Genomic DNA, 24,935 nt, shown 5'->3' on the forward strand with positions numbered 1-24,935 from the left:
AATAACCTCGTTTTAACTTTTTATTGTTTCTTAATAATTGCTTCAGCAATGTTATTTGGAGCCTCAGCATACTTAGAAAATTCCATAGTATATGTTGCTCTTCCTTGAGTAGCAGAACGTAAATCGGTCGAATAACCAAACATCTCTGCAAGTGGTACTTCAGCCCTAACAATTTTTCCTGCTGGTGAATCTTCCATCCCCTGTACAAGGCCACGGCGTCTATTAAGGTCACCCATAACATCGCCCATATAGTCTTCAGGAGTAACTACTTCAACACTCATGATTGGTTCAAGTAAAACTGGTTTGGCTTTTAATGCGCCTTGTTTGAAACCCATTGAGCCAGCAATTTTGAATGCCATTTCACTAGAGTCTACCTCATGGAATGAACCATCAAATAAGGTTACTTTAACGTCCACTACAGGATATCCAGCAATAACACCATTTTGCATTTGCTCTTGAACCCCTTTATCAACAGCTGGAATGTATTCTTTCGGAATAACGCCACCAACTATTTCGTTGATAAATTCATAACCTTTTCCAGGTTCTTGTGGTTCAATTTTCAGCCACACATGTCCAAATTGACCGCGTCCACCAGATTGTCTAACAAATTTACCTTCTTGTTCCACTGTTTGTTTCAGTGTTTCACGATAAGCAACTTGAGGCTTACCTACATTGGCTTCCACATTAAACTCACGTTTCATGCGGTCAACAATAATTTCCAGATGAAGCTCACCCATACCTTCAATAATCGTCTGGCCTGATTCCTCATCTGTATGAACTCGGAATGATGGATCTTCTTGTGCTAATTTACCTAGAGCAATACCCATTTTTTCTTGGTCTGCTTTGGTTCTAGGTTCAACAGCAACTGCGATTACAGGATCTGGAAAGTCCATTCTTTCTAGTATAACAACGCTATCCGTATCGCATAACGTATCCCCTGTCGTTACTGTTTTTAGTCCAACAGCGGCAGCAATATCTCCTGCCTTTACTTCTTTAATTTCTTCGCGTGAGTTGGCGTGCATCTGCAACAAACGACCTATACGTTCTCTTTTTGCTTTCACTGAGTTGTAAACTGTATCACCGCTTTTTAAAACACCTGAGTATGCTCTAAAGTAGGTTAAAGTTCCAACAAATGGGTCAGTAGCAATTTTAAATGCTAAGGCGGAAAATGGTGCATCATAGCTTGTCTTACGAGTGGCTGGTTCACCATCTTCATTTACACCTTGAACGTCAGGAATATCCGAGGGAGAAGGCAGATACTCAATTACGCCATCTAAAACTGCCTGAACACCTTTATTTTTAAAGGCTGAACCACAAAAGACCGGTACAATTTGGTTACTTATTGTTAATTGTCGCAGTGCTTTCTTGATCTCTTCTTCAGTAAGTTCCACACCTTCAAGATATTTTTCCATAAGCTCTTCAGTTGCTTCTGCAGCAGCCTCAACAAGTAGAGCACGATATTCTTCACAATGTTCTTTGAGATCTTCAGGCACGTCTTTATATTGGAACGTCATGCCCTTATTTTCTTCATCCCAATGAATTGCCTTCATTTTAATAAGATCAACAACACCTTTAAACTCTTCTTCTGAACCAATAGGTAATTGGACAACGACAGGATTTGAACCCAATCTTTGCTTAATTTGGCTCACTACACGAAGGAAGTTTGCACCCATTCTATCCATCTTATTAACAAATACAATGCGTGGTACGCCATACTTATTTGCTTGACGCCAAACAGTTTCTGATTGTGGTTCCACACCAGATACTGAGTCGAACACAACAACAGCACCGTCGAGTACACGTAATGAGCGCTCAACTTCAATCATGAAGTCTACGTGTCCTGGGGTATCAATAATATTGATACGATGAGGTTCGAATTGCTTGTCCATACCAGGCCAGTAACAAGTTGTTGCAGCTGAGGTAATGGTAATCCCGCGCTCCTGCTCCTGAACCATCCAGTCCATTGTTGCAGCACCGTCATGAACTTCACCAATTTTATGAGACATACCAGTATAATACAGTACACGCTCTGTTGTGGTAGTTTTTCCAGCATCAACGTGCGCTGCAATCCCTATATTTCTATATAGCTTTAATGGAGTAGACACGGATTACCCTCTCTCTCTTAGTTCCATCTAAAATGTGCAAACGCCTGGTTGGCTTTTGCCATTTTATGTGTATCTTCACGCTTTTTCACTGCGGAACCTTTACTTTCGTAGGCATCCATCAGTTCACCAGCCAAGCGTAACATCATACCTTTTTCACCACGAGTACGTGCAGCCTGAACAATCCAGCGCATACCCAAAGCAATGCTGCGATCTGTTCTTACTTCAACGGGAACTTGATAGGTAGCACCACCAACTCGACGAGAACGGACTTCTACGCTTGGGCGAACATTATCTAAAGCATTTTCAAAGTAGCGAAGAACAGTTGATGAACCACTTGTAGAACCTGATTCACCTTCTTCATCTGCTTTCTTAAGCTTCTTTACGCGCTCTTCTAAAACTGATAAAGCACCATATATTATTTTTTCAGCAGTAGATTTTTTACCACTGACCATTAACACGTTAATAAATTTTGCTAGCAATTCACTATGATGTTTAGGATCTGGCAAAATTTCTCTTTTAGGGACTTCTCTTCTTCTAGGCATTTCAATTTCCTACAATCAGTTATTTTTTATCTTTTGGTTTTTTAGTACCGTATTTCGAACGACCTTGTTTACGATCATTAACACCTGATGTATCCAAGCTACCCCGTACAGTGTGATAACGCACACCAGGTAAATCTTTAACACGACCACCTCTAATAAGAACAACCGAGTGTTCCTGAAGGTTATGGCCTTCTCCACCAATATATGATGAAACCTCAAATCCATTGGTTAAACGTACACGAGCAACCTTACGCATAGCTGAGTTAGGTTTCTTAGGTGTAGTAGTGTAAACACGTGTGCACACACCGCGTCTTTGTGGACATGCTTCCAGCGCTGGTACGTTACTTTTCTTCTTTACGTCCACACGAGGCTTTCTTACTAACTGATTAATAGTAGCCATTTATACTTAACTCCGATCTGTCTCTTTTGATTATTTCGAATGCATAAGGAGGCCGGATTCTATATAGCCACGGCAGATTTGTCAAGTTTAATCTGCCGTTTTTCGAATCCGAACTAGTGTTCTTGATTGTCTGCGTTTAATGCTTCACTTAACGCATGCTCAACATCACTTGCAGTAACGGTATGCACTGGGTGCTCACCGGCTGCAGCCTTAGCTCTTTTTGCCTTACGGCCTTGATGATATGCATAACCTGTTCCTGCAGGAATCAAGCGTCCAACCATCACGTTTTCTTTTAATCCACGTAAATCATCAATTTTACCACTTACAGCAGCTTCTGTTAGTACTCTTGTTGTTTCTTGGAACGAAGCAGCAGAAATAAATGACTCAGTTGCCAAGGAAGCTTTTGTAATACCTAACAATATAGGTGTACCTCTGGCTGTTTGTTTCTCTTCAGCAATAAGTTTGTCATTTTCTTGCAATAAGACGCTTTCTTCTACTTGCTCACCCACCAAGAATTTTGAATCCCCGGCAAAAGTAATAACTCGTTTACGTAGCATTTGTCGTACGATTACTTCGATATGCTTGTCATTAATTTTTACGCCTTGTAAACGATATACATCTTGTACTTCATTTACGATGTAATTCGCTAATGCACCTACACCCAGCAGACGTAATATATCATGTGGATTGAGTGCACCTTCAGCGATAATCTCACCACGCTCAACATGTTCGCCTTCGAAGACAGAAATATGTCTCCATTTCGGTATCAATTCTTCATGACATTGATCTTCGGAAACATTTATAAGTAACCTTCTCTTACCTTTCGTCTCCTTACCAAAACTAACCATTCCCGAAACTTCAGCCATAACTGCTGAGTCTTTAGGTTTACGCGCCTCAAATAAATCAGCTACTCTTGGCAGACCCCCTGTAATATCGCGAGTTTTAGAACGCTCTTGAGGGATACGCGCAATAACATCTCCGATTCCCACATGGCTACCATCTTCAAAATTAACAATCGCGTCAACAGGCAGATAGTATTGTGCGGGGACATTAGTTCCAGCAAGATAAATATCTTCGCCATTTTCAGTAACTAGTTTTACCATCGGACGTAAATCACGGCCTGCGGCACTGCGTTGTTTTGCATCGATAACTACAATATTGCTCAAACCGGTTAATTCATCAGTTTGTCGGTTCATGGTAATACCATCGATTAAGTCGACAAATTTCAAATAACCACTTACCTCAGAAATAACTGGGTGAGTATGCGGATCCCAAGTTGCAATAACTTGTCCAGCCTCAACAGAGGAATTATCATGTACTGAAATTACGGCACCATAAGGTAACTTATAACGCTCACGCTCACGTCCGAATTCATCAACGATTGTTACCTCACCGGAACGTGATACAGCAACCAGATTTTTATTTTCATGCGTTACTGTTTTAATGTTATGTAAACGAATAACCCCTTTGGTTTTAATCTGAATATTATTTGCTGCAGTTGCTCTCGATGCAGCACCTCCAATATGGAAGGTACGCATGGTCAACTGCGTTCCAGGCTCACCAATTGATTGAGCTGCAATAATACCTACAGCTTCGCCGGTATTAACAAGGTGACCTCTGGCCAAGTCACGGCCATAGCACTTAGCACATAACCCAAATCGAGTTTGGCAAGTAATCGGTGAGCGAACCATAATTTGATCCACACCTTGTTTTTCGAGCTTTTCAACCCACTCCTCATCCAATAATGTTCCTGCAGTGACCACAGGCTCACTTTGGTTAGGAATGTAAACATCTGAAGCAACTACCCGTCCTAACACACGCTCATGTAGCGGCTCAACAATATCTCCGCCTTCAATCAGAGGTTGCATTAGAACACCGGTATCAACACCACAATCGTCTTCAGTAATCACCACGTCTTGCGCAACATCAACTAAACGCCGTGTCAAATAACCGGAGTTAGCTGTTTTTAACGCAGTATCTGCCAGACCTTTTCTTGCACCGTGAGTTGAAATAAAGTACTGGAATACGTTCAAACCTTCACGGAAGTTAGCAGTAATTGGCGTTTCGATAATCGAGCCATCTGGAGCAGCCATCAATCCACGCATACCAGCAAGCTGCCTGATTTGCGCCGCAGAACCCCTAGCGCCTGAATCAGCCATCATGAAGATTGGGTTGAATGATTCCTGTCTGACGAGATCACCTTTTGCGTCACGAGTTTCTTCAGTTGCTATTTTGCTCATCATCGATTTAGCAACCAATTCATTGGTTCTAGACCAAATATCAATTACTTTGTTGTAACGCTCACCATTGGTTACCAAGCCTGAACGGAATTGGGATTCAATTTCACGAACTTCATTATCGGCATGGTCAATAATGCTGGCTTTATCATCAGGTATTTCCATGTCTTCAATACCAATTGATATGCCAGAACGTGTCGCATACTTAAAGCCTGTATACATTAGCTTATCAGCAAAAATTACAGTCTCTTTCAAACCAAAATTTCTATAGCAACTATCAATAACCTTCGAAATTACTTTCTTGGTCATGGTACGATTTATCGTTGCAAATGTCATGCCTTTAGGAAGAACCTCGGCAAGAATAGCGCGACCAACTGTAGTTTCTACCAGATGATGTCCCTCTCCGTCGTCCTTAGACATGCGGATTTTAATTTTAGCGTGGATATCAAGATGTCCTGACTCGTAAAAATTCTGAGCTTCCTGGGCACTGACAAAAATCTTCCCTTCACCTAAAGCATTAACTTTTTCTCGAGTTAAATAATATAACCCGAGTACAACGTCTTGGCTGGGGACGATAATTGGCTCACCACTCGCAGGCGATAGAATATTGTTGGTAGACATCATTAACGAGCGAGCTTCTAATTGTGCTTCCAAAGTCAATGGCACGTGCACCGCCATTTGGTCACCGTCGAAGTCTGCGTTATATGCAGTACAAACTAAAGGATGCAGTTGAATCGCCTTGCCTTCAATCAACACAGGTTCGAATGCCTGAATACCTAGCCTATGTAATGTAGGCGCACGGTTTAACAGGATAGGATGCTCACGAATAACATCATCTAAAATATCCCAAACAACAGACTCTTCACGCTCTACCATTTTTTTGGCAGCTTTAATTGTTGTAGCTAAACCTCTAAACTCAAGTTTGCTGAATATGAATGGTTTAAATAATTCAAGCGCCATTTTCTTTGGAAGACCGCACTGATGCAGCTTCAAAGTCGGACCGACCACAATTACTGAACGTCCGGAATAGTCTACACGCTTACCAAGCAGGTTTTGGCGAAAACGACCTTGCTTTCCTTTAATCATGTCTGCTAAGGATTTGAGTGGTCTCTTGTTTGTACCCGTAATCGCACGACCTCGACGCCCGTTATCCAACAGCGCATCGACTGATTCCTGTAACATTCTCTTTTCATTACGCACAATAATATCAGGTGCATTCAGATCAAGAAGACGCTTCAAACGATTGTTTCGGTTAATCACGCGACGATACAAGTCATTCAAATCAGATGTCGCAAAACGACCGCCATCTAAAGGCACTAAAGGTCTTAAATCAGGTGGCAGAACAGGTAATACATCCATGATCATCCACTCTGGCTTATTACCAGAATCATAGAATGCTTCGAGAAGTTTTAAACGCTTCGTAATTTTCTTAATTTTTGTTTCAGAACTTGTAGTGGGTAATTCCTCACGCAAATTCTTGATTTCTTCTTCCAAATCAACTTGACGAAGTAAATCACGAATTGCTTCAGCACCCATTCGTGCGTCAAATTCATCACCATACTGTTCCATTGCATCAAGATATACTTCATCGTTGAGCAACTGACCGCGTTCAAGTTCTGTCATTCCTGGATCGACAACAACAAACGCTTCAAAATAAAGAACACGTTCAATATCTCGTAACGTCATGTCAAGTAATAAACCAATACGGGAAGGTAATGATTTCAAGAACCAAATGTGTGCAACTGGACTTGCAAGTTCAATATGTCCCATGCGCTCACGGCGTACTTTAGCCAATGCAAGCTCAACCCCGCATTTTTCGCAGATAACGCCTCGATGTTTAAGTCGCTTATATTTGCCGCATAAGCACTCATAATCTTTTACTGGACCAAAAGTTTTGGCACAAAATAAACCGTCTCGCTCAGGTTTAAAGGTACGATAGTTAATTGTTTCGGGTTTTTTTACTTCACCATATGACCATGAACGAATTAGTTCAGGAGAAGCTAATGCAATCTTAATTGCATCAAACTCTTCGCTTTGTCCCTGCTGCTTAAGGATGCCGAGCAAATCGCTCATTACAGGTGCTTTTCTCATTGGTTCATTCATTGGATCGTCGTTTAGAGTACTCAAGTCTATGCCTCCAAAAATTTGTTAATCAGTATGTATCGCTGAAAAAAGTTAATCGTGTTCGAGTTCGATATCTATTCCAAGTGCACGGATTTCTTTCAATAATACGTTGAAAGATTCAGGCATTCCTGGATCCATACGATGATCGCCATCGACAATATTTTTGTAGATTTTTGTTCTACCTCCAACGTCATCTGATTTCACAGTCAACATTTCCTGTAATGTATAAGCTGCACCATAAGCTTCAAGAGCCCATACCTCCATCTCTCCAAAGCGCTGACCACCAAACTGTGCTTTACCGCCCAGTGGTTGTTGCGTTACCAGGCTGTATGAACCAGTTGAGCGTGCATGCATCTTATCATCAACTAAATGGTTTAGTTTCAACATATACATGTAACCTACAGTTACAGGGTTATCAAATTTGCTTCCAGTCCTGCCATCAACCAAGAAGGTTTTACCATCAGAAGACAAATCTGCCAGTTGCAGCATGCGTTTTATTTCTGCTTCAGAAGCCCCATCAAAAACAGGTGTTGCCATCGGTACACCAGCTCGTAGATTATCTGCCAATCTAAGTATCTCTTCATCATTCAGACAATCTAGATGCACTCGTTGTACATCATCATGGTTGTATATCTTATGCAAAAACGATTTAATTTCAGTCGCATTTTGTTTTGAATCAAGCATCTGAGCAATTTTATTTCCCAAGCCTTTTGCAGCTAAACCAAGATGGGTTTCCAATACTTGTCCAATATTCATACGTGAAGGTACGCCCAATGGATTAAGAACGATGTCTACAGCTGTTCCATCTTCCATATGCGGCATGTCTTCAACCGGAACCACAATAGAGATAACCCCTTTGTTTCCATGTCGACCTGCCATTTTATCACCTGGCTGAATACGTCTCTTCACAGCAAGATATACTTTAACAATTTTTAATACACCAGGAGCTAAATCATCCCCCTGAATTATTTTCTTTCGGCTATCATTGAAACGCTTTTCCATTTCTTTAGACAACAGTTCAAGCTGCTTTGAAAGTTGTTCCAATTGCTGGCTGATTACATCGTTTTCGAGTCGAATATCAAACCATTTCTCTCTACCTATTTTATCCAGGTATTCTTGATTTATTTTGGAACCAGGTTTCAGATTTCCTGGACCGCCTGTTGCGACCTTATCGAGTATAATGTTGGCTACACGGTGGTAAATATCTTCTTCACGAATGCGTCGCTCATCAACCAAGTCCTTACGAACTCGTGCTAAATGTTCTTCTTCAATGCTTTTCGCACGCGCATCTTTTTCTAAACCATCGCGTGTAAATACTTGAACATCAATAACAGTACCATTCATTCCAGATGGAACGCGTAATGAAGAGTCTTTAACATCAGAAGCTTTTTCACCAAAAATTGCTCGCAACAACTTCTCTTCAGGTGTAAGTTGTGTCTCACCTTTTGGAGTAACTTTTCCAACCAAAATATCGCCAGCCTTAACTTCGGCTCCGATATAAACCACCCCGGCTTCATCTAGGTTTGAAAGTGCTGATTCACCAACATTAGGAATATCAGCAGTGATTTCTTCTGTACCTAACTTAGTATCACGTGCGATACAAGTTAATTCTTCGATGTGAATCGTTGTGAATCGGTCATCTTGTACAATACGTTCGGATATAAGGATGGAGTCCTCAAAGTTATATCCGTTCCAAGGCATAAAGGCGACCAATAAATTTTGACCTAGAGCTAATTCACCCATATCAGTGCAAGGACCATCAGCTAAGATGTCTCCTTTTTGAATCATATCGCCAGTATTAACTATTGGACGTTGATTGATACATGTATCCTGGTTTGAACGGAAGTACTTGGTCAGGTTGTAAATATCAACACCCGTTTCACCAGCGGTAGTCTCGTCATCATTCACTCGAACAACGATACGCGATGCATCTACAAGATCAATTACTCCACCGCGTTTTGCCACTACAGAAACTCCTGAATCTGAAGCAACAATACGTTCCATTCCTGTACCTACTAGGGGCTTTTCAGAACGTAAAGTCGGCACTGCTTGCCGTTGCATGTTTGAACCCATTAAAGCACGGTTCGCATCATCATGCTCCAAGAATGGAATTAACGAAGCAGCTACAGAAACGATCTGCTTGGGTGAAATATCCATGTAGTTAATATTATCTGGCGTTGTTAATGAAAACTCATTTTGATGCCTGCAAGGAACTAGATCTGCGAGAATATTTCCGTCTTTATCAAGAGTCACGCTCGATTGCGCAATATACTGATCAACTTCTTCAATCGCTGATAGATATTCAATCTCATCGGTCACACGACCATTAATTACTTTACGGCATGGAGTTTCAATAAATCCATAATCATTTGTTCTTGCATAAACAGATAATGAATTAATCAGACCAATGTTTGGACCCTCTGGTGTTTCAATAGGACAAACACGTCCATAGTGTGTGGTATGAACGTCACGAACTTCAAAACCAGCTCGCTCCCGAGTTAAACCACCTGGACCCAATGCAGAAACCCTGCGTTTATGGGTCACACCTGATAATGGATTAACTTGGTCCATAAATTGAGATAACTGGCTTGAGCCAAAGAATTCCTTGATTGCGGCAGAAACTGGTTTTGCGTTTATTAAATCTTGTGGCATCAGATTTTCAGATTCAACTAAACTTAAACGCTCTTTAACAGCTCGCTCAACACGTACAAGGCCGACTCTAAATTGGTTTTCTGTCATTTCACCAACACTACGAACCCTTCGGTTACCTAGATGGTCAATATCATCCACCATTCCAATACCGTTTCTTATATCGATTAGTGTCTTGATAACAGCCATTATGTCTTCTTTAGTCAAAGTTCCTGGCCCATCATCATTTTTTCTGCCTACACGTCGATTAAATTTCATTCTACCTACTGCTGATAAATCATAGCGCTCATCCACAAAGAATAAATTTTTAAACAGTGCTTCAGCTGCTTCTTTGGTTGGTGGTTCACCTGGACGCATCATACGATAAATTTCAACAAGCGCCTCCAACTGACTTGAGGTAGGATCAATTTTCAATGTATCCGATATATAAGAACCATGATCTAAATCATTAGTATAAATCATGTTAAATTCATGAATTCCGTTGGAAGCCATTAAATCAAGGGTCTCATCAGTTACTTCATCATTTGCTTGTGCGATAAATTCCCCGGTAGAAGTATCTATAATATTTTTAGCTACTGTTTTGCCTATTAAATAATCACGTGGAACAACCAGATCTTTCATCTGAGCTTTTTCCATTTGCTTAATATGACGTGCAGTAATTCTTCTACCTTGTTCTACAATAAGTTCACCGGTTTCAGGAACGAGAATATCAAACGAGGCAATTTCACCTCGGAGTCGTTGAGGAATTAAATCAATATGGTATTCACCATTTTTAAGATGACAGCTTGTCATTTCAAAGAACTCACTTAAGATATCTTCTGTTTCAAATCCTAAGGCTCTTAATAAAATACTTACAGGTAATTTACGTCTTCTATCAATTCGGACATAAACACAGTCTTTTGGATCAAATTCAAAATCTAACCATGATCCACGGTAGGGTATAATACGTGCAGAATACAATAGTTTACCAGATGAATGGGTTTTACCCTTATCATGCTCAAATATCACACCAGGAGAACGATGTAATTGAGAAACAACAACTCTCTCGGTACCATTTACCACAAATGTACCAACATCAGTCATTAAAGGTATTTCACCCATAAAAACGTCTTGCTCTCTGATGTCTTTGATTGGTTTAGGATCTTCGCTTGCGTCCTTATCAAGAACAACAAGTCTGATTTTAACCCTTAACGGCGCAGAATAAGTTAAGCCTCTTAATTTGCATTCACGAACATCAAACGCCGGTTCACCTAACTTATAACCAACATATTCTAATCGCGCATTGCCAGAAAAGCTTTCAATTGGAAATACAGAAGAAAATGCAGCATGCAATCCTGTATTAAATTGTTCGTTTGACTTGCTATCAGCCTGAAGGAAATCCCTATAGGATTTAAGTTGAATTTCAAGCAGATTTGGTATTGCCATTTTATCGGCCTGCGTACCAAAGCTTTTGCGAAATCGTTTTTTCTCAGCATGCGAATATTGAGGTTTAGCTTCTGCAACGGCCATGGTGTTTCCTCTGTAAATTATTGATGACTTCAAACACGTAAACCCAGCCATGAAACCATGGCTGGGTCCTATCTCACTGATATAACCTTATTATTTAACTTCTACTGAAGCACCTGCTTCTTCAAGTTCTTTCTTGAGGTTAGCCGCTTCATCTTTAGATACACCTTCTTTAATTGTTGAAGGAGCACCTTCTACCAAGTCTTTAGCTTCTTTCAAGCCAAGGCCAGTAATACCACGAACTGCTTTAATTACGTTAACTTTGTTTGCGCCGAAACTGGTCATAACAACATTAAACTCTGTTTGCTCTTCAGCAGCGGCAGCAGCAGCAGCTGGAGCAGCAACTGCAACAGCAGCAGCGGCAGCGGAAACGTTAAATTTCTCTTCCATAGCTTCGATTAATTCAACAACTTCCATAACAGACATGTTTGCTATGGTTTCTAAAATATCATTTTTTGACACAGCCATTTCTAGCTCCTGATTTAAAATTAATTTAATGATTAAATGAGATTTAACCTGCTTTTTTATCTTTTACTGCTGCTAAAGTTCTCACAAATTTAGCATGTGGTTCAGCAAGAGTTCTGACAAATTTCTCAATTGGCGCTTTCATCACGTACATCAACTTGGCAATTGCCTCATCTCGAGTCGGTAAGCTAGCAACAGCATCAATCTGATTTGCTTTATATACTTTTCCGCCTACGGATAATGCTTTTATTTCAAGTTTTTCAAATGTCTTAGTGAATTCTTTAAGTAGTCTTGCAGCATCACTAGGTGCTTCCAGTGATAATGCAATGAACAACGGGCCTACCAGCAAGTCATTCAAGCACTCAAATTCAGTATTTTTAAAAGCTCTTCGTGTCAATGTATTTCTAACAACACGAAGATAAACACCAGACTTACGTGCTTCACTACGTAACTGCGTCATTTGATTAACGGTTAAACCACGATAATCAGCAACAACTGCCGAAATAGCCTTTGAGGCGACCTCAGTCACTTCTTCAACAACAGCTTTTTTTTCAGCTAAATTTAATGTCACGTTACTGACCTCCTAATTATACAAATCACAAGGATTTGCCAGTTATGGTGGCCGTCTCTTTTAAAATTGGAGCCGGTTCACCGTCTGCGCAGGAAATTAAGCGTTAGCACCTGCGGTCTTCGACGGCATGGAACCAAATCTATGCCGTGAATTCTTAAAAATGGGTGGTTATATTACACAGGTATTGATGAAATATCAATAGCTATGCCAGGACCCATAGTTGTGGATAAAGAGATTTTCTTTAAGTATTGACCTTTAGCAGAAGCAGGCTTTGCTTTTTTAAGATCATTAATTAAAGCAACTATGTTTTCAATGATGTCTTCAGCAGTAAAATCTACCTTGCCAACGGTGCAATGAATAATTCCGTTTTTGTCAGTTCTATAACGGACTTGCCCTGATTTTGCATCTTTAACCGCTGCTTCAACGTTAGTAGTAACTGTGCCAACTTTGGGGTTTGGCATTAAACCTCTTGGACCTAAAACCTGACCTAGCTGTCCGACAATACGCATAGCATCTGGTGTTGCTATAACAACATCGAAGTCCATTACGCCACCTTTGATTTTCTCAGCCAAATCTTCAAATCCAACAATATCAGCACCTGCATCTTTAGCTTTAGTAGCATTGTCACCTTGTGCAAATACAGCTACGCGTACAACTTTTCCTGTACCTTTAGGTAAGTTAGTTGATGAACGTACTACTTGATCGGATTTACGAGGATCAACACCCAGGTTAACACTTATATCCAAACTCTCACGAAATTTAGTTGAAGCAAATTGCTTTAACAGGTTAATTGCTTCTGCCGCACCATATAAATGATTTGACTTAATTGTCTCTATAATCTTTTTTTGCTTCTTAGATACTCTTGCCATGGCATCCCCCTTACTCTAAGCCTTCAACGTCAATACCCATACTGCGCGCAGTACCTGCAATACTTCTAACTGCTGCCGCTAAGCTTGCTGCAGTTAAATCAGGTTCTTTAACCTTCGCAATTTCCTCAAGTTGTTTGACATTAAGTTTGGCCACTTTTTTAGTGTTGGGTGTACCACTTCCACTTTGAATACCTGCAGCTTTTTTCAGAAGAACAGAAGCTGGTGGAGTTTTAGTAACAAAGGTAAAACTGCGATCACTATACACAGTAATTACAACTGGAGTGGGTAATCCTTGCTCCATTTGTTGCGTTGCTGCGTTAAAAGCTTTGCAGAATTCCATAATATTAACACCACGTTGACCCAAAGCTGGGCCTACAGGCGGACTTGGGTTTGCCTTACCTGCTGGAATTTGTAACTTAATATAAGCTTCTACTTTTTTTGCCATATTTACTCCTCATGGGTCATACGCCAGTGTCATAGAAAAGCATGAATTGCTTTCTTTTTTTAAATTCTGGCTCCCCTTTTTTACACAAAATAACCCCGAAACTCTTGCTTAAACTTATTATTTAAACGAGTTATCAGGGCACCTTAGCGAACTAAGTTTTCTCTACTTGACTAAATTCAAGTTCTACTGGAGTAGATCGTCCAAAAATCAAGACAGCTACTCTTAATCGATTTTTCTCATAGTTGACTTCTTCTACTACCCCGTTAAAGTCAACAAAAGGACCTTCCTTAACGCGAACTACTTCGCCTGGTTCAAATAGGATCTTGGGTCTTGGTTTAGTAACACCATCTTCAACACGCTGCATAATTGCACGAGCTTCTTTATCTGTAATAGGTGTAGGTGTTTGGCTGGTTCCACCAATAAAGCCTAGAACTCTTGGGATCGCTCTTATCATATGCCATGTTTGATCATCCATAACCATGTTCACCAATACATAGCCAGGGAAAAACTTACGCGTACTTTTACGTTTTTGACCCGAACGCATTTCAACCACTTCTTCAGAAGGGACTACAACCTCGCCAATTTTATCATCTAAATTGTGATGTTGAGCTCGAGATTTGATTTCGCGCATAACGAAATTCTCATAACCTGAATAGGCATGTACAACGTACCATTGTTTCGATTTGTGTTCTTCCACCAAATTCACCCTAAATGCGTTATTTTAGCAATTGCCCACATCATTACTGAATCGATACCCCAGAGTATAAATCCAGTCACTCCAACCATCACAATAACAATAGTTGTTGTCTGTATCGTTTCTTGGCGAGTTGGCCAAACGACTTTTAATAATTCAACTTTTGACTCTTGAGCAAATTTAAATACTTGTTTACCTGAAGATGTCATGTAGCCAAAAAACAAGGTCAATAATAGCCACATGAGCCATATTATTGATAGGATTGGGCCTGAAAAAGTATAGTAATATGTACAAATAAAAGCCGCTGCAGTTATAAGAACTACAGTCATCCATGAGAAAATATCTTTAGTCTTGTTTTGGTTTTCGTTCGAACTTTTCATATTCACTTGTATGTTGGCAGGCCAGGAGGGAATCGAACCCCCAACCTGCGGTTTTGGAGACCGCCACTCTGCCAATTGAGCTACTGGCCTAAATTAATTGGCATGAATTGATAACTCATGCCAACACAATTTATCTTTATTACTCGATGATTTTCGCAACAACACCGGCGCCAACAGTACGACCACCTTCCCGAATTGCGAAACGTAAACCTTCGTCCATCGCAATAGGTGCATGAAGATTAATGGTCAATTGTACGTTATCACCAGGCATTACCATTTCAACTCCAGATGGAAGATCACATGTTCCAGTTACGTCTGTCGTTCTGAAATAAAATTGTGGTCTGTATCCATTGAAAAATGGTGTATGTCGCCCACCTTCTTCTTTTGATAACACGTATACTTCTGCTTCAAATTTGGTATGAGGCTTAATTGTGCCTGGCTTGGCTAATACCTGGCCACGCTCAACTTCGTCACGCTTGGTTCCACGTAATAACACACCTACGTTATCACCAGCTCGACCCTCATCCAACAACTTACGGAACATCTCAACACCTGTACAAGTGGTTTTTTGAGTGTCGCGAATTCCAACAATCTCAATTTCTTCACCCACTTTTACAATCCCGCTTTCTACACGTCCAGTTACTACTGTTCCACGTCCAGAAATAGAGAATACGTCTTCGATTGGTAATAAAAATGCTTTATCAATGTTGCGTACCGGCTCAGGAATGTATGAGTCCATAGTCTCAACCAATTTCTCAATCGCCTTAACACCAATCTCACTGTCATCACCTTCCAACGCTTTCAACGCTGAACCAACAACAATTGGAATATCATCCCCAGGAAAATCGTAGCTGCTTAACAAGTCACGAACTTCCATCTCAACTAATTCTAATAACTCAGGATCGTCTACCATATCTGCTTTGTTCATGAACACCACAATATATGGAACACCTACTTGGCGTGATAATAATATGTGTTCACGGGTTTGTGGCATTGGACCATCAGCAGCAGATACTACGAGTATCGCTCCGTCCATTTGTGCCGCACCTGTAATCATGTTCTTAACATAGTCAGCATGTCCTGGGCAATCTACGTGTGCATAGTGTCTGTTCGCTGATTCGTATTCTACGTGTGCTGTAGAAATAGTAATACCACGCTCCCGCTCTTCTGGAGCAGCATCAATCTGGTCATATGCTTTTGCTGTACCACCAAACTTCTTTGCCATAATCGTGGTAATCGCTGCTGTTAATGTAGTCTTACCATGGTCTACGTGACCAATCGTGCCCACGTTTACGTGTGGCTTCTTACGTTCAAATTTTTCCTTCGCCATTGGAAAGTCTCCCCATTGCTAATTGACATTATGGTGCCCACAACTGGACTCGAACCAACGACCTCTTCCTTACCAAGGAAGTGCTCTACCGCCTGAGCTATGTGGGCTTATATTAGCTTGCTGACTCATTGAAACAAGCAAATATGTTCTATTTCTAATTTGGAGCGGGTGATGGGAATCGAACCCACGCTATCAGCTTGGAAGGCTGAAGTTCTACCATTGAACTACACCCGCTTTTATCCTTCTTTTAACTGGTGGAGGGGGAAGGATTCGAACCTTCGAAGGCAGAGCCGTCAGATTTACAGTCTGATCCCTTTGACCGCTCGGGAACCCCTCCAAAAAGAACGCTATTGTCTTTTAAGATGAATAGAATGTCAACATTTAGTTAACGGCCAACCTAATAAGATGGTGCTGGCACCAGGAATCGAACCCGGGACCTACTGATTACAAGTCAGTTGCTCTACCAACTGAGCTACGCCAGCATGTACGCTTTGCTTGAATAATACAAGCATTATAGTGATATTTTAATTTTTCTTTATCACTTAAATAAAACCCTGGCGATGACCTACTTTCACATGAGGAAACCTCACACTATCATTGGCGCGGGTTCGTTTCACTTCTGAGTTCGAGATGGATTCAGGTGGTTCCAAACCGCTATGGTCGCCAGGAAAACTGGTTTTGCATTGATTGTCAGGCATTATACCTCTGGTTAAACGCTCGTTTCCAGCTCACCAGAGCTTTTCGCAGGATTCCACGTCCTTCTTCGCCTCTTACTGCCAAGGCATCCACCGTTTGCGCTTCTCTTCTTGACCATATAATCTCAATTACCGCAGATTACATGCTTACTTCAATACAAGTCGCTTGTGTTACCTCTTCATTTACCCAAATTTTTAATGAACGCCTGGCTATTCCAGATTAAAATACCCTCAAAAAAAGCACTTTAATCTGGATAATCCTAATGAAAAAACCCTCTAATTTGGTGGAGCCGAGGAGGATCGAACTCCTGACCCCCTGCGTGCAAGGCAGGTGCTCTCCCAGCTGAGCTACGACCCCTCTTTTTCTTCGATTTTTTTCTTTACTCTGCGTTGCAATCACTCCCTCGTTCAGTCACATACTGATGTATGCTCCCTCTCTCGCTCGTGCTTGCGCCTTGATTAAAGAAAAACCTCTCGAAAAATGCTTCGCCTCGCGTGAGCTTCCCGCTCGCGCTTCGCTCTCGCTTTACTAAGCATCTTCCCGCCCCCTCTCAGGCGCGGTTGGGTTTCTTCATTATCTCGAAAACAAACTGTGTGGGCACTTTAAAGTCTTTAGTGCTCTTAATTTAAGGAGGTGATCCAGCCGCAGGTTCCCCTACGGCTACCTTGTTACGACTTCACCCCAGTCATGAACCACACCGTGGTAAACGTCCCCCCGAAGGTTAGACTATCTACTTCTGGTGCAGCCCACTCCCATGGTGTGACGGGCGGTGTGTACAAGGCCCGGGAAAATCTGAGCCAGGATCAAACTCTTCAGTTCAATTCCTGTGCCAGTTTAAAACTAGCTTCTTTACTTCTATTTTCTTCTAAGCACTCAAAGGTTTCTAAAGTGCCCACACAGTTTGTCTTCTCTCTTCTTAATGAACCCGCCCCGAAGGCGTGCTGCGTATTCTACTGATTTCGTTCCCTGTGTCAAACACTTTTTTCATTTTTTTTTAATTGTTTTCTTTTGCTTATCGACTGCAGTCCAGATCGATCTTTACATGCCCATGTTGGACATTTTTTGCATTTAATTGGAGTAGAAAAACCCCACATTCAATTAATGACACGTTGAAATATTCTTAGAAGGTATCGTCATGCAGAAGATTTAAAACTGAGGATTGGAGTTATTTTCTGTACTCTATCTCTTAGATAATGATAATTATTATTAAATACGCTCATAGGTATAAAAGGTCATATCATATTTATTTTTTTCATCGTGTGGCCTGAACTGTTTCTCATGGCAGTGCCATATTGATTCATCAATTTCTGGAAAAAAAACATCTGCAATAAATTGATGATGTATTCGTGTTATATATAAGCGACCAGCTTTATTCATTGCCTCAGCAAACAGTTCCGCTCCGCCTATAATCATAATCTCAGGAAACTCTTGAGTTTGAATGATTGCTTTTTCTAAGGAATTAAATACAGAAGCACCCTCAATTGAGGTCATACTGTGACTTAATATAATGTTTAGTCTTCCTGGCAGAGGTTTTCCTATAGAAGCAAATGTTTTTCTGCCCATGATGATGGGTTTGCCCATAGTAATTGATTTAAAATGTTGTAAATCAGCAGGTAAATGGCAGAGTAACTGATTGTTGAAGCCTAAGCCCCCTGCTTCATCAATTGCGGCAATTAAACTTATCATGAACTCATCCTCGATATAGCCATGGTCTTTGCCATATCCACGGCAGCAAACATTGACCCTGCATCGAGCAGTTTTTTGCCTGCTAATTCCAGGGCAGTACCATGGTCTACCGAAGTGCGTATTATTGGCAATCCTAAAGTCACATTCACTGCATTATGAAAATCAGCATACTTAATTACTGGTAACCCCTGATCATGATACATAGCAACAAAAGCGTCACAATTTTGTAAATGGCTTCTAATAAACAGAGTATCCGCAGGCATAGGTCCCTGAACATTAATACCTTTTTTTTGTAAGAGCGTTATCGCAGGAGTAATTATCTCAATTTCTTCGCGACCCAAATAACCCAACTCTCCTGCATGAGGATTTAAACCCGCTACTTTAATGCAGGGTTCTTTAATATTAAAATCTCGGATCAACGATTGATGTACCTGGGTAATTACTTTAATAATCAGTTCTGAAGTAATTGCATCCGGTACCCTACGTAAAGGAAGATGTGTAGTAACTAAAGCCACTTTCATCTCATTACAGGCCAACATCATCACCACGTCTTTTTTGAAGAATTGGGAAAAAAATTCAGTATGGCCACTAAATGGAATGCCTGATTCGTTAATATTTGCCTTGTGCACGGGCGCAGTAATTACCCCCGAAAATTCACCGCGACCACATAATGCTGCAGCCTGGGTTAATAGTTCGATAACATACGGGGCATTTTGGGGATTAAGACAACCGCTCTGGACTGGAGCAGGACAAGTTACCGAAAGCACTGTTAAATGATCATGTTTCGGTTTGATCTCTTGTCCGCTTTGGTATGGGTTAAAATAAATGGAACAATTTAATTCTTTCGCTCTTGCCTCCAATACCGCCTGATCCCCTAATATCACAATGGGGAAATCATACTTTGCGAGAGCCAAACACAAATCAGGACCAATTCCTGCTGGCTCTCCGCTACTAATGAGGAGTGGCTTCACGCCAGTTCCTTGTCAACAATATTAACATAAGCATCCGAACGTATATGTTGCTGCCAATTTTGTACTGCTTCAGCAAACTTCCGTTGTTGTAAAAACTGTCGCACTTGCTGCTTTTTAAAAGCTTCTGAATCATCTTCTTTCTTACGGCCAAGCACTTGAATAAGATGCCAGCCAAATTGTGATTTTACAGGAGGACTAATTTCATTTACAGCCAGCTTATCCATAGCTTTCTCGAACTCAGGAACTAATATTCCTGGCGACACCCAACCCAAATCACCACCTTTAACCGCGCTGGCTGAATCCAAGGAGTATTGTTTTGCCATGAGTGCAAAATCCTTCCCTGCTTTTAGCTGCTGGTAAATATTATTCACTTGTTTCTTTGAGTCTTCTGGAAGCATGCTTGGATCAGGCTTTAACAGAATATGGCGAACATGTGTTTTAGTAATGACATGATGTTGATTGTCTCCGCCAATGGATACCAGTTTAATTAACTGAAATCCATTACCTGCACGTAGGGGGCCAGCTACTTGTCCCGCTTTCATATTCACTACTTCCTTTGCAAATAATTCAGGTAACTCTGCTAAATGACGGTCACCTAAATCCCCCCCTTCCAATGCAAATTCACCACTGGAATTTTCTATAGCCAAACGGCTAAAGTCCTCACCTTTTTTTATCTTTTTCAACAAAGATTCGGCGGTGCTTCTAGCTTTTTTTACTTCTTCAGGTGTAGGTTCCTCGTTTAATGGAATAACTATATTTTGAAGATGATAGGTGAGCGCAGAACGATTGACAATTGTTCCTTCTGTTTTAAGGTATTGCTCAACTTGTTCATTCGTAACCGCAGCCTCTCTTCCTACTGCTTTTTGCTGTAAGTTAGAAAGAAGTATCTCTTTACGAATATTTTCTCTATATTCTTCCCAAGTCATTCCTTGTCTAATAATTTCTTCACGTAATTGGGTCAGAGTAGCATGGTTTGCTACTGCTATTTTTTCAATCGCCTGATTTAATTCGGTATCATCTACAGTAAGGCCATGTTGTTTTGCCATTTGCAATTGCACATTCACATCAATTAAGTGCTGAAGTACTTGCTTACGTAATACTGAATCCGCTGGAACTTGCATTTTTTGTGCAATAATTTGTTTTTTTGTTAACTCAACTTGTTTATTGAGTTCACTTGAAGTGATTACTCCATTATTAACGACAGCAACCACCTTATCCAATAATTGTTTTGCTTCTGAGACCCCAATGGCAGCAAACAATATGCATACAAGGGTTATTTTTTTATACATGCCTTAATCCTTATTACTTTTTTCGAGCAATTTAGGTTATTTTTATCCAAAACACAAGCGACTTCGCTTCACTTTATACCATTATTTGGTTTAACGACGAAATGGATCATCATATCCCGGAATATAAGTGTTCAATACACTACCAGGATCACTATTTGCTACTGATCCTAAGCCTTTTAATAAAATTTGCAAATAGATATTGTTATTATATTGAGGCAAGAATTCAGCATTTAAACTCTTAAACGTTCTTCCTCCTAAAATTCGTGCTGCCCAACAACAACTATCATATTGTATCCCTAATAAAGACATCATGCTGTAATCTTTACTTATGTTATGGCTGTATGCACCAATAGTGCTCCATCGATCACTTATTGGCCAAGAAACAGAAATTAATCCTTGGTGCAACGAGTTATCTACTCCTGCATCATTCCTAACTTTTGTCACATCTCCATTAACTAAGTAACTGTAACCCAAATTAATAATTGCATTTTGTTTCGGTTGATAATGTAAATTCAATCCGCCATTGTTTGTCGCAGAGGTGGCAGGATCCCATACATAATCACCCAAAATTTTCAAGGCGGGGTTGAAATGATAAACTGCCCGCGACGCTATAGGTGAAACACCATAAAACGGGGACAATTGTCCAATTTCCAACGGATTTGCAATACAAGAACCAGTTAGGCTACGACACAGCTGTACGTTTCTATTCGTAAAATATTTGATTTGGCCAATAGAAAAGCTCGCACGCTCAGCACCCGTTTCTTCTGACAACCAACGGGAAGTCAATGCATAAGTTAATTGATTGGCATCACCGATTCGGTCAAACCCTGAAAAACGATTGGTTCTAAAAAGTTGATCAAAATTAAAAATCATATTAGCCGTATCATAGATAGGCAGCTGACTTTGATCATAATAAGGAACATACAAATAAAATAAGCTGGGCTCTAAGGTTTGCGTATACGAGCTCCCCTTCCAATTAAAATTACGATCAAAAAATAAACCACCATGAGCACCGAAACGTGGAATAAAACGATTATATTCAGTGTGTTTATCATGCCAATCGTTCCGAACCTGATAATAATTTTCTACAAACTCTACTGATGGAGTAATAAATCCCCAATTAGTTCGTTGGGGTGAAGAAAGTACCGGATTAAAATGAAATCGGGGACCTTGTGGCATTTCTACTCCTGGAATCAGCCCCGGGGTCATTCCTATTATTGGATCCTGCAACGTTGATGTTGGCCAAAAAAACTGATCATACTGCCCGGTTATATTTAAATTAACCTCTCCGGGCAATTCATAATAATAGCCGTGAGCATATAGTTGCGGCAACCGTTCATATTGATCAGCAATAGGTGTCTCATTAATTGGGTGTAAGGTTTGAAAACTTTGGGCCATACCTTTAAAAGTCCAATGCTCTGTTGAATAGGTTAAATCAGCTTGACGCAATAATTGCCTTTGAGTAATCAGAGCTAAATTAGAACTAAAATCCTGAAAATAGTAATCATCAGAAACTTGTTGAACATTCACATTTAAGCGTAAATTGGGAGTAAATTGTGTCGTATCAAGAAAACCGAAAAGCCACCGATTTGTTGATTTATCGTTAAAAGAAGGAAATTGCTCAGCATGGCTGTTCAAAAAATTTCGGTAAGCAGCGTCATCCGGCAAAAAGTTCCCAACAATTATTCCAGCACTGTTCGTAGTTAAATACCGGAACTCACCACCTAACATAACATTCCGCTTAGTATAAAGATGCGGGGTTAAAGTCAGATCATAATTAGGTGCAATATTCCAATAATAAGGGAGTCCTAAATCAAAACCACCTACATTGGAATATCCTGCCAAAGGCATTAAAAAGCCTGATTTACGTTCTTTAGTTGTAGGAAAACTTAAATAGGGCACATAAAGAACAGGATGTTCACGAATGCGTAATGTAACATTTCTGGCAACGCCCATCTTTTTCTTATTATCAATAACAATTGATTTAGCCTCAAGATCCCAGGCTTTATCTTGCGGGGCGCATGTAGTGTAAGTCGCCTGACGCAATAGGTAATCCGAATTAGGAAAGCGCTGCATTAAACCAGCCCTTCCCCATGCAGGCAATATGGCAGTACGTTTATTGGTATTAAAACGATAGATGACATCTTCAGTTTGACCCGATTTATCCTGAGGGTTTATCGTAGCCTTACGAGCAATCAATAATTTATCAGGTTCCAGATAACGTACATCACCCAGGAACTCGATTTTTGTAATTTGCTTGCTTTGGGGATCTCGATATACATATGCAGTTTGTGCATTGACTATTCTCTGGTTTTGCTGGATTTCCACATGTCCTTTCAAAGTGGACGGTTTATCTTGATAAAAGGAAACTCGATCCGCCATAATCCTTATTTCATCAGGTGAAGCCAGAGGTGTAACCGTAAGGGGTTGATAGGAGCCAAGGCAAATAGGAGAACTTTGATCTGCTTGCCACCCCAAACATTGGGCAAACTTTGCTCTTACTGCATCAGTTAAATCAACATCACGTGCTATAACACACGCTTGAACTGGTTCATCAATCAAAGAGGCGGAGTAGGCCAACGCATGATAAATTACCATGAGCAAAATAAGTAAGGTCGTAAATATGCTCATCAAGAACCATTTGAATGAAATCTTGTTCACGGATAATAAAATGCCTTATTATGCACAAAAATATGTAACTAATCACTTTTGATCGCCATACTCGCATGAGATTATTGCGGTAAAAGTTCATCCGCAACTCGCTTCTTTATTCTCTCAATAAATGAGCGAAGTGATCTTAGTTATAAGTTACAACCAGAAATAATGATGGGGAAGTATACCATGCATGCAAGAGAAAACGCACTGAAAGAATGGTTAATTGATACTCTAAAACTGGACGATTTTCAGTTAGCTCCTTTGGCTGGAGATGCCAGTTTTAGAAAATATTTCCGTCTTCAATACAACGGACTCACTCGCGTGATTATGGATGCACCTCCTGGAAAAGAAGATCTCAGCCCTTTTATACATATTGCGCAAACTCTGGAGAACGCGGAGGTTCATACTCCCAAAATTCTTGCGATGGATTTAGAAAATGGATTCTTATTATTAAGTGATTTAGGGGATCAACTTCTTTTGAATGCGCTTCATCCTGAAACAGTGGATGATCATTATCATGATGCCATAAAAACTCTATTTAAAATTCAAACGTGCCCAATTAGTGATCCGTTCCTTGCCCCCTTTGATAAATCCCATATGCTTAAAGAAATGAATTTATGTCCTGAATGGTTTTTTAATGAGTATCTTGCCTTGGAACTCAATCAGGATGAACGCAATTTAGTCCAACAAACTATGGAATGGATTGCCGCAGAGGTAGCCCAGCAACCATTAACCTTTATTCACCGTGATTATCACTCTCGCAATCTGATGCTTGTACGAAACCAATCAGAATCAACTTTGGGGGTTATTGACTTTCAAGACGCAATGCGTGGTCCCCTCACTTATGATTTGGTTTCTTTGCTTAAAGATTGTTATATTTCCTGGCCACGAAGTAAGGTTTTAGAATGGGTTGAATTTTTCTACACACAAAGTTCTTTGACTAAAAATTATTCTTTGTCTGAATTTATTCGTGCATTTGATCTTTGTGGCTTACAAAGGCACTTAAAGGTTTTAGGAATCTTTTGTCGTTTGCATTTACGAGATAACAAACCCGGATACCTTAAAGATTTACCTTTAACCCTAAAATATGTACTTGAATGTACAGAAATTTATGATGAATTACGCCCATTTTTCCAATTTCTGCAAATGAGAGTTTATCTACCATGAAAACTGCTATGATATTAGCCGCCGGACGCGGTGATCGCTTAAAACCGCTTACTGAAGTCACACCAAAAGCTTTGTGCATGGTTAAAGAAAAGCCTTTGATAGAGCATCATGTAATGAGAGTTTATCTACCATGAAAACTGCTATGATATTAGCC

Annotated in this window: 17 protein-coding genes, 6 tRNA genes, 1 rRNA gene, 1 pseudogene and 1 other annotated feature; of the genes and pseudogenes, 2 read left to right on the forward strand and 23 right to left on the reverse strand. The window is 40.4% G+C overall.

Translation table 11 applies throughout. The features are described from left to right. Positions 1-20 precede the first annotated feature (20 nt). The 23 genes from fusA to LXO92_RS17090 all read right to left on the reverse strand — a co-directional run bounded on the left by fusA (position 21) and on the right by LXO92_RS17090 (position 23,590). Positions 21-2,105 (reverse strand): elongation factor G, encoded by a 2,085-nt coding sequence (gene fusA, locus LXO92_RS16980; RefSeq protein ID WP_182350697.1) that lies wholly within the window; start codon positions 2,103-2,105, stop codon positions 21-23. 17 nt (positions 2,106-2,122) lie between these two features. Then, positions 2,123-2,647, reverse strand: a complete 525-nt coding sequence (gene rpsG / locus LXO92_RS16985) for a 30S ribosomal protein S7 (RefSeq protein WP_182350698.1) — start codon at positions 2,645-2,647, stop codon at positions 2,123-2,125. A 19-nt stretch (positions 2,648-2,666) separates the two neighbouring features. Beyond that, complete coding sequence (gene rpsL / locus LXO92_RS16990; RefSeq protein WP_182350699.1) at positions 2,667-3,047, reverse strand: 30S ribosomal protein S12; 381 nt, start codon at positions 3,045-3,047, stop codon at positions 2,667-2,669. A 113-nt stretch (positions 3,048-3,160) separates the two neighbouring features. Next, the gene (gene rpoC / locus LXO92_RS16995) at positions 3,161-7,357 is read right to left on the reverse strand and encodes a DNA-directed RNA polymerase subunit beta' (RefSeq protein ID WP_182352885.1); all 4,197 of its coding nucleotides are present in this window, start codon (positions 7,355-7,357) and stop codon (positions 3,161-3,163) included. Between the two features lie 102 nt (positions 7,358-7,459). After that, positions 7,460-11,566, reverse strand: coding sequence for a DNA-directed RNA polymerase subunit beta (rpoB, locus tag LXO92_RS17000; protein WP_182350700.1), 4,107 nt, complete (start codon positions 11,564-11,566; stop codon positions 7,460-7,462). 90 nt (positions 11,567-11,656) lie between these two features. Further along, on the reverse strand, positions 11,657-12,031 hold the full coding sequence (gene rplL, locus LXO92_RS17005; RefSeq protein WP_182350701.1) for a 50S ribosomal protein L7/L12: 375 nt from the start codon (positions 12,029-12,031) through the stop codon (positions 11,657-11,659). Positions 12,032-12,074: 43 nt separating this feature from the next. Then, a complete protein-coding gene (gene rplJ / locus LXO92_RS17010; RefSeq protein WP_019233354.1) occupies positions 12,075-12,599 on the reverse strand; it encodes a 50S ribosomal protein L10 in 525 nt (174 codons plus the stop codon). Positions 12,600-12,772: 173 nt separating this feature from the next. Beyond that, positions 12,773-13,468, reverse strand: a complete 696-nt coding sequence (gene rplA / locus LXO92_RS17015; protein WP_182350702.1) for a 50S ribosomal protein L1 — start codon at positions 13,466-13,468, stop codon at positions 12,773-12,775. A gap of 10 nt (positions 13,469-13,478) precedes the next feature. Further along, positions 13,479-13,913 (reverse strand): 50S ribosomal protein L11, encoded by a 435-nt coding sequence (rplK, locus tag LXO92_RS17020; RefSeq protein WP_182350703.1) that lies wholly within the window; start codon positions 13,911-13,913, stop codon positions 13,479-13,481. A gap of 151 nt (positions 13,914-14,064) precedes the next feature. Beyond that, entirely contained in the window at positions 14,065-14,613 is a 549-nt protein-coding gene (gene nusG, locus LXO92_RS17025) for a transcription termination/antitermination protein NusG (protein WP_182352886.1), read from the reverse strand. Between the two features lie 2 nt (positions 14,614-14,615). Next, positions 14,616-14,987 (reverse strand): preprotein translocase subunit SecE, encoded by a 372-nt coding sequence (gene secE, locus LXO92_RS17030; protein ID WP_182350704.1) that lies wholly within the window; start codon positions 14,985-14,987, stop codon positions 14,616-14,618. A 14-nt stretch (positions 14,988-15,001) separates the two neighbouring features. Then, positions 15,002-15,077 (reverse strand) — tRNA-Trp (locus tag LXO92_RS17035). Between the two features lie 49 nt (positions 15,078-15,126). Continuing rightward, the gene (gene tuf, locus LXO92_RS17040) at positions 15,127-16,317 is read right to left on the reverse strand and encodes an elongation factor Tu (protein WP_019233360.1); all 1,191 of its coding nucleotides are present in this window, start codon (positions 16,315-16,317) and stop codon (positions 15,127-15,129) included. Between the two features lie 31 nt (positions 16,318-16,348). Next, positions 16,349-16,424 (reverse strand) — tRNA-Thr (locus tag LXO92_RS17045). Between the two features lie 53 nt (positions 16,425-16,477). Beyond that, a tRNA-Gly gene (locus LXO92_RS17050) sits at positions 16,478-16,551 on the reverse strand. An 18-nt stretch (positions 16,552-16,569) separates the two neighbouring features. Beyond that, a tRNA-Tyr gene (locus tag LXO92_RS17055) sits at positions 16,570-16,654 on the reverse strand. Positions 16,655-16,723: 69 nt separating this feature from the next. After that, positions 16,724-16,799 (reverse strand) — tRNA-Thr (locus tag LXO92_RS17060). Positions 16,800-16,869: 70 nt separating this feature from the next. Further along, positions 16,870-16,985: ribosomal RNA gene (gene rrf / locus LXO92_RS17065) — 5S ribosomal RNA — on the reverse strand. Between the two features lie 309 nt (positions 16,986-17,294). Continuing rightward, positions 17,295-17,370: transfer RNA gene (locus tag LXO92_RS17070), tRNA-Ala, on the reverse strand. 269 nt (positions 17,371-17,639) lie between these two features. After that, positions 17,640-17,881, reverse strand: a sequence feature (16S ribosomal RNA rRNA prediction is too short). Between the two features lie 338 nt (positions 17,882-18,219). Beyond that, on the reverse strand, positions 18,220-18,699 hold the full coding sequence (locus LXO92_RS17075) for a dihydrofolate reductase (protein WP_182350705.1): 480 nt from the start codon (positions 18,697-18,699) through the stop codon (positions 18,220-18,222). Beyond that, positions 18,696-19,670, reverse strand: coding sequence for a 4-hydroxythreonine-4-phosphate dehydrogenase PdxA (pdxA, locus tag LXO92_RS17080; protein ID WP_182350706.1), 975 nt, complete (start codon positions 19,668-19,670; stop codon positions 18,696-18,698). The genes LXO92_RS17075 and pdxA overlap by 4 nt, the downstream gene beginning before the upstream one ends. Further along, a complete protein-coding gene (locus LXO92_RS17085) occupies positions 19,667-20,959 on the reverse strand; it encodes a peptidylprolyl isomerase (RefSeq protein ID WP_182350707.1) in 1,293 nt (430 codons plus the stop codon). Before LXO92_RS17085 ends, pdxA begins: the two co-directional genes overlap by 4 nt. Before the next feature lie 90 nt (positions 20,960-21,049). Next, positions 21,050-23,590, reverse strand: coding sequence for an LPS-assembly protein LptD (locus tag LXO92_RS17090; protein ID WP_232891335.1), 2,541 nt, complete (start codon positions 23,588-23,590; stop codon positions 21,050-21,052). A 210-nt stretch (positions 23,591-23,800) separates the two neighbouring features. On the opposite strand from LXO92_RS17090, the gene LXO92_RS17095 reads away from it, so the two are divergent. Next, positions 23,801-24,781: an aminoglycoside phosphotransferase family protein gene (locus LXO92_RS17095; protein ID WP_182350709.1), complete on the forward strand. Its 981-nt coding sequence runs from the start codon at positions 23,801-23,803 to the stop codon at positions 24,779-24,781. Next, a pseudogene (locus LXO92_RS17100) lies at positions 24,778-24,903 on the forward strand (sugar phosphate nucleotidyltransferase); the annotation flags it as partial. The gene LXO92_RS17095 and the pseudogene LXO92_RS17100, both read left to right, overlap by 4 nt. Positions 24,904-24,935: the final 32 nt, after the last annotated feature.

It is taken from the genome of Legionella resiliens, from assembly GCF_021344005.1.
In the GTDB taxonomy this organism is placed as follows: Bacteria; Pseudomonadota; Gammaproteobacteria; order Legionellales; family Legionellaceae; genus Legionella; species Legionella resiliens.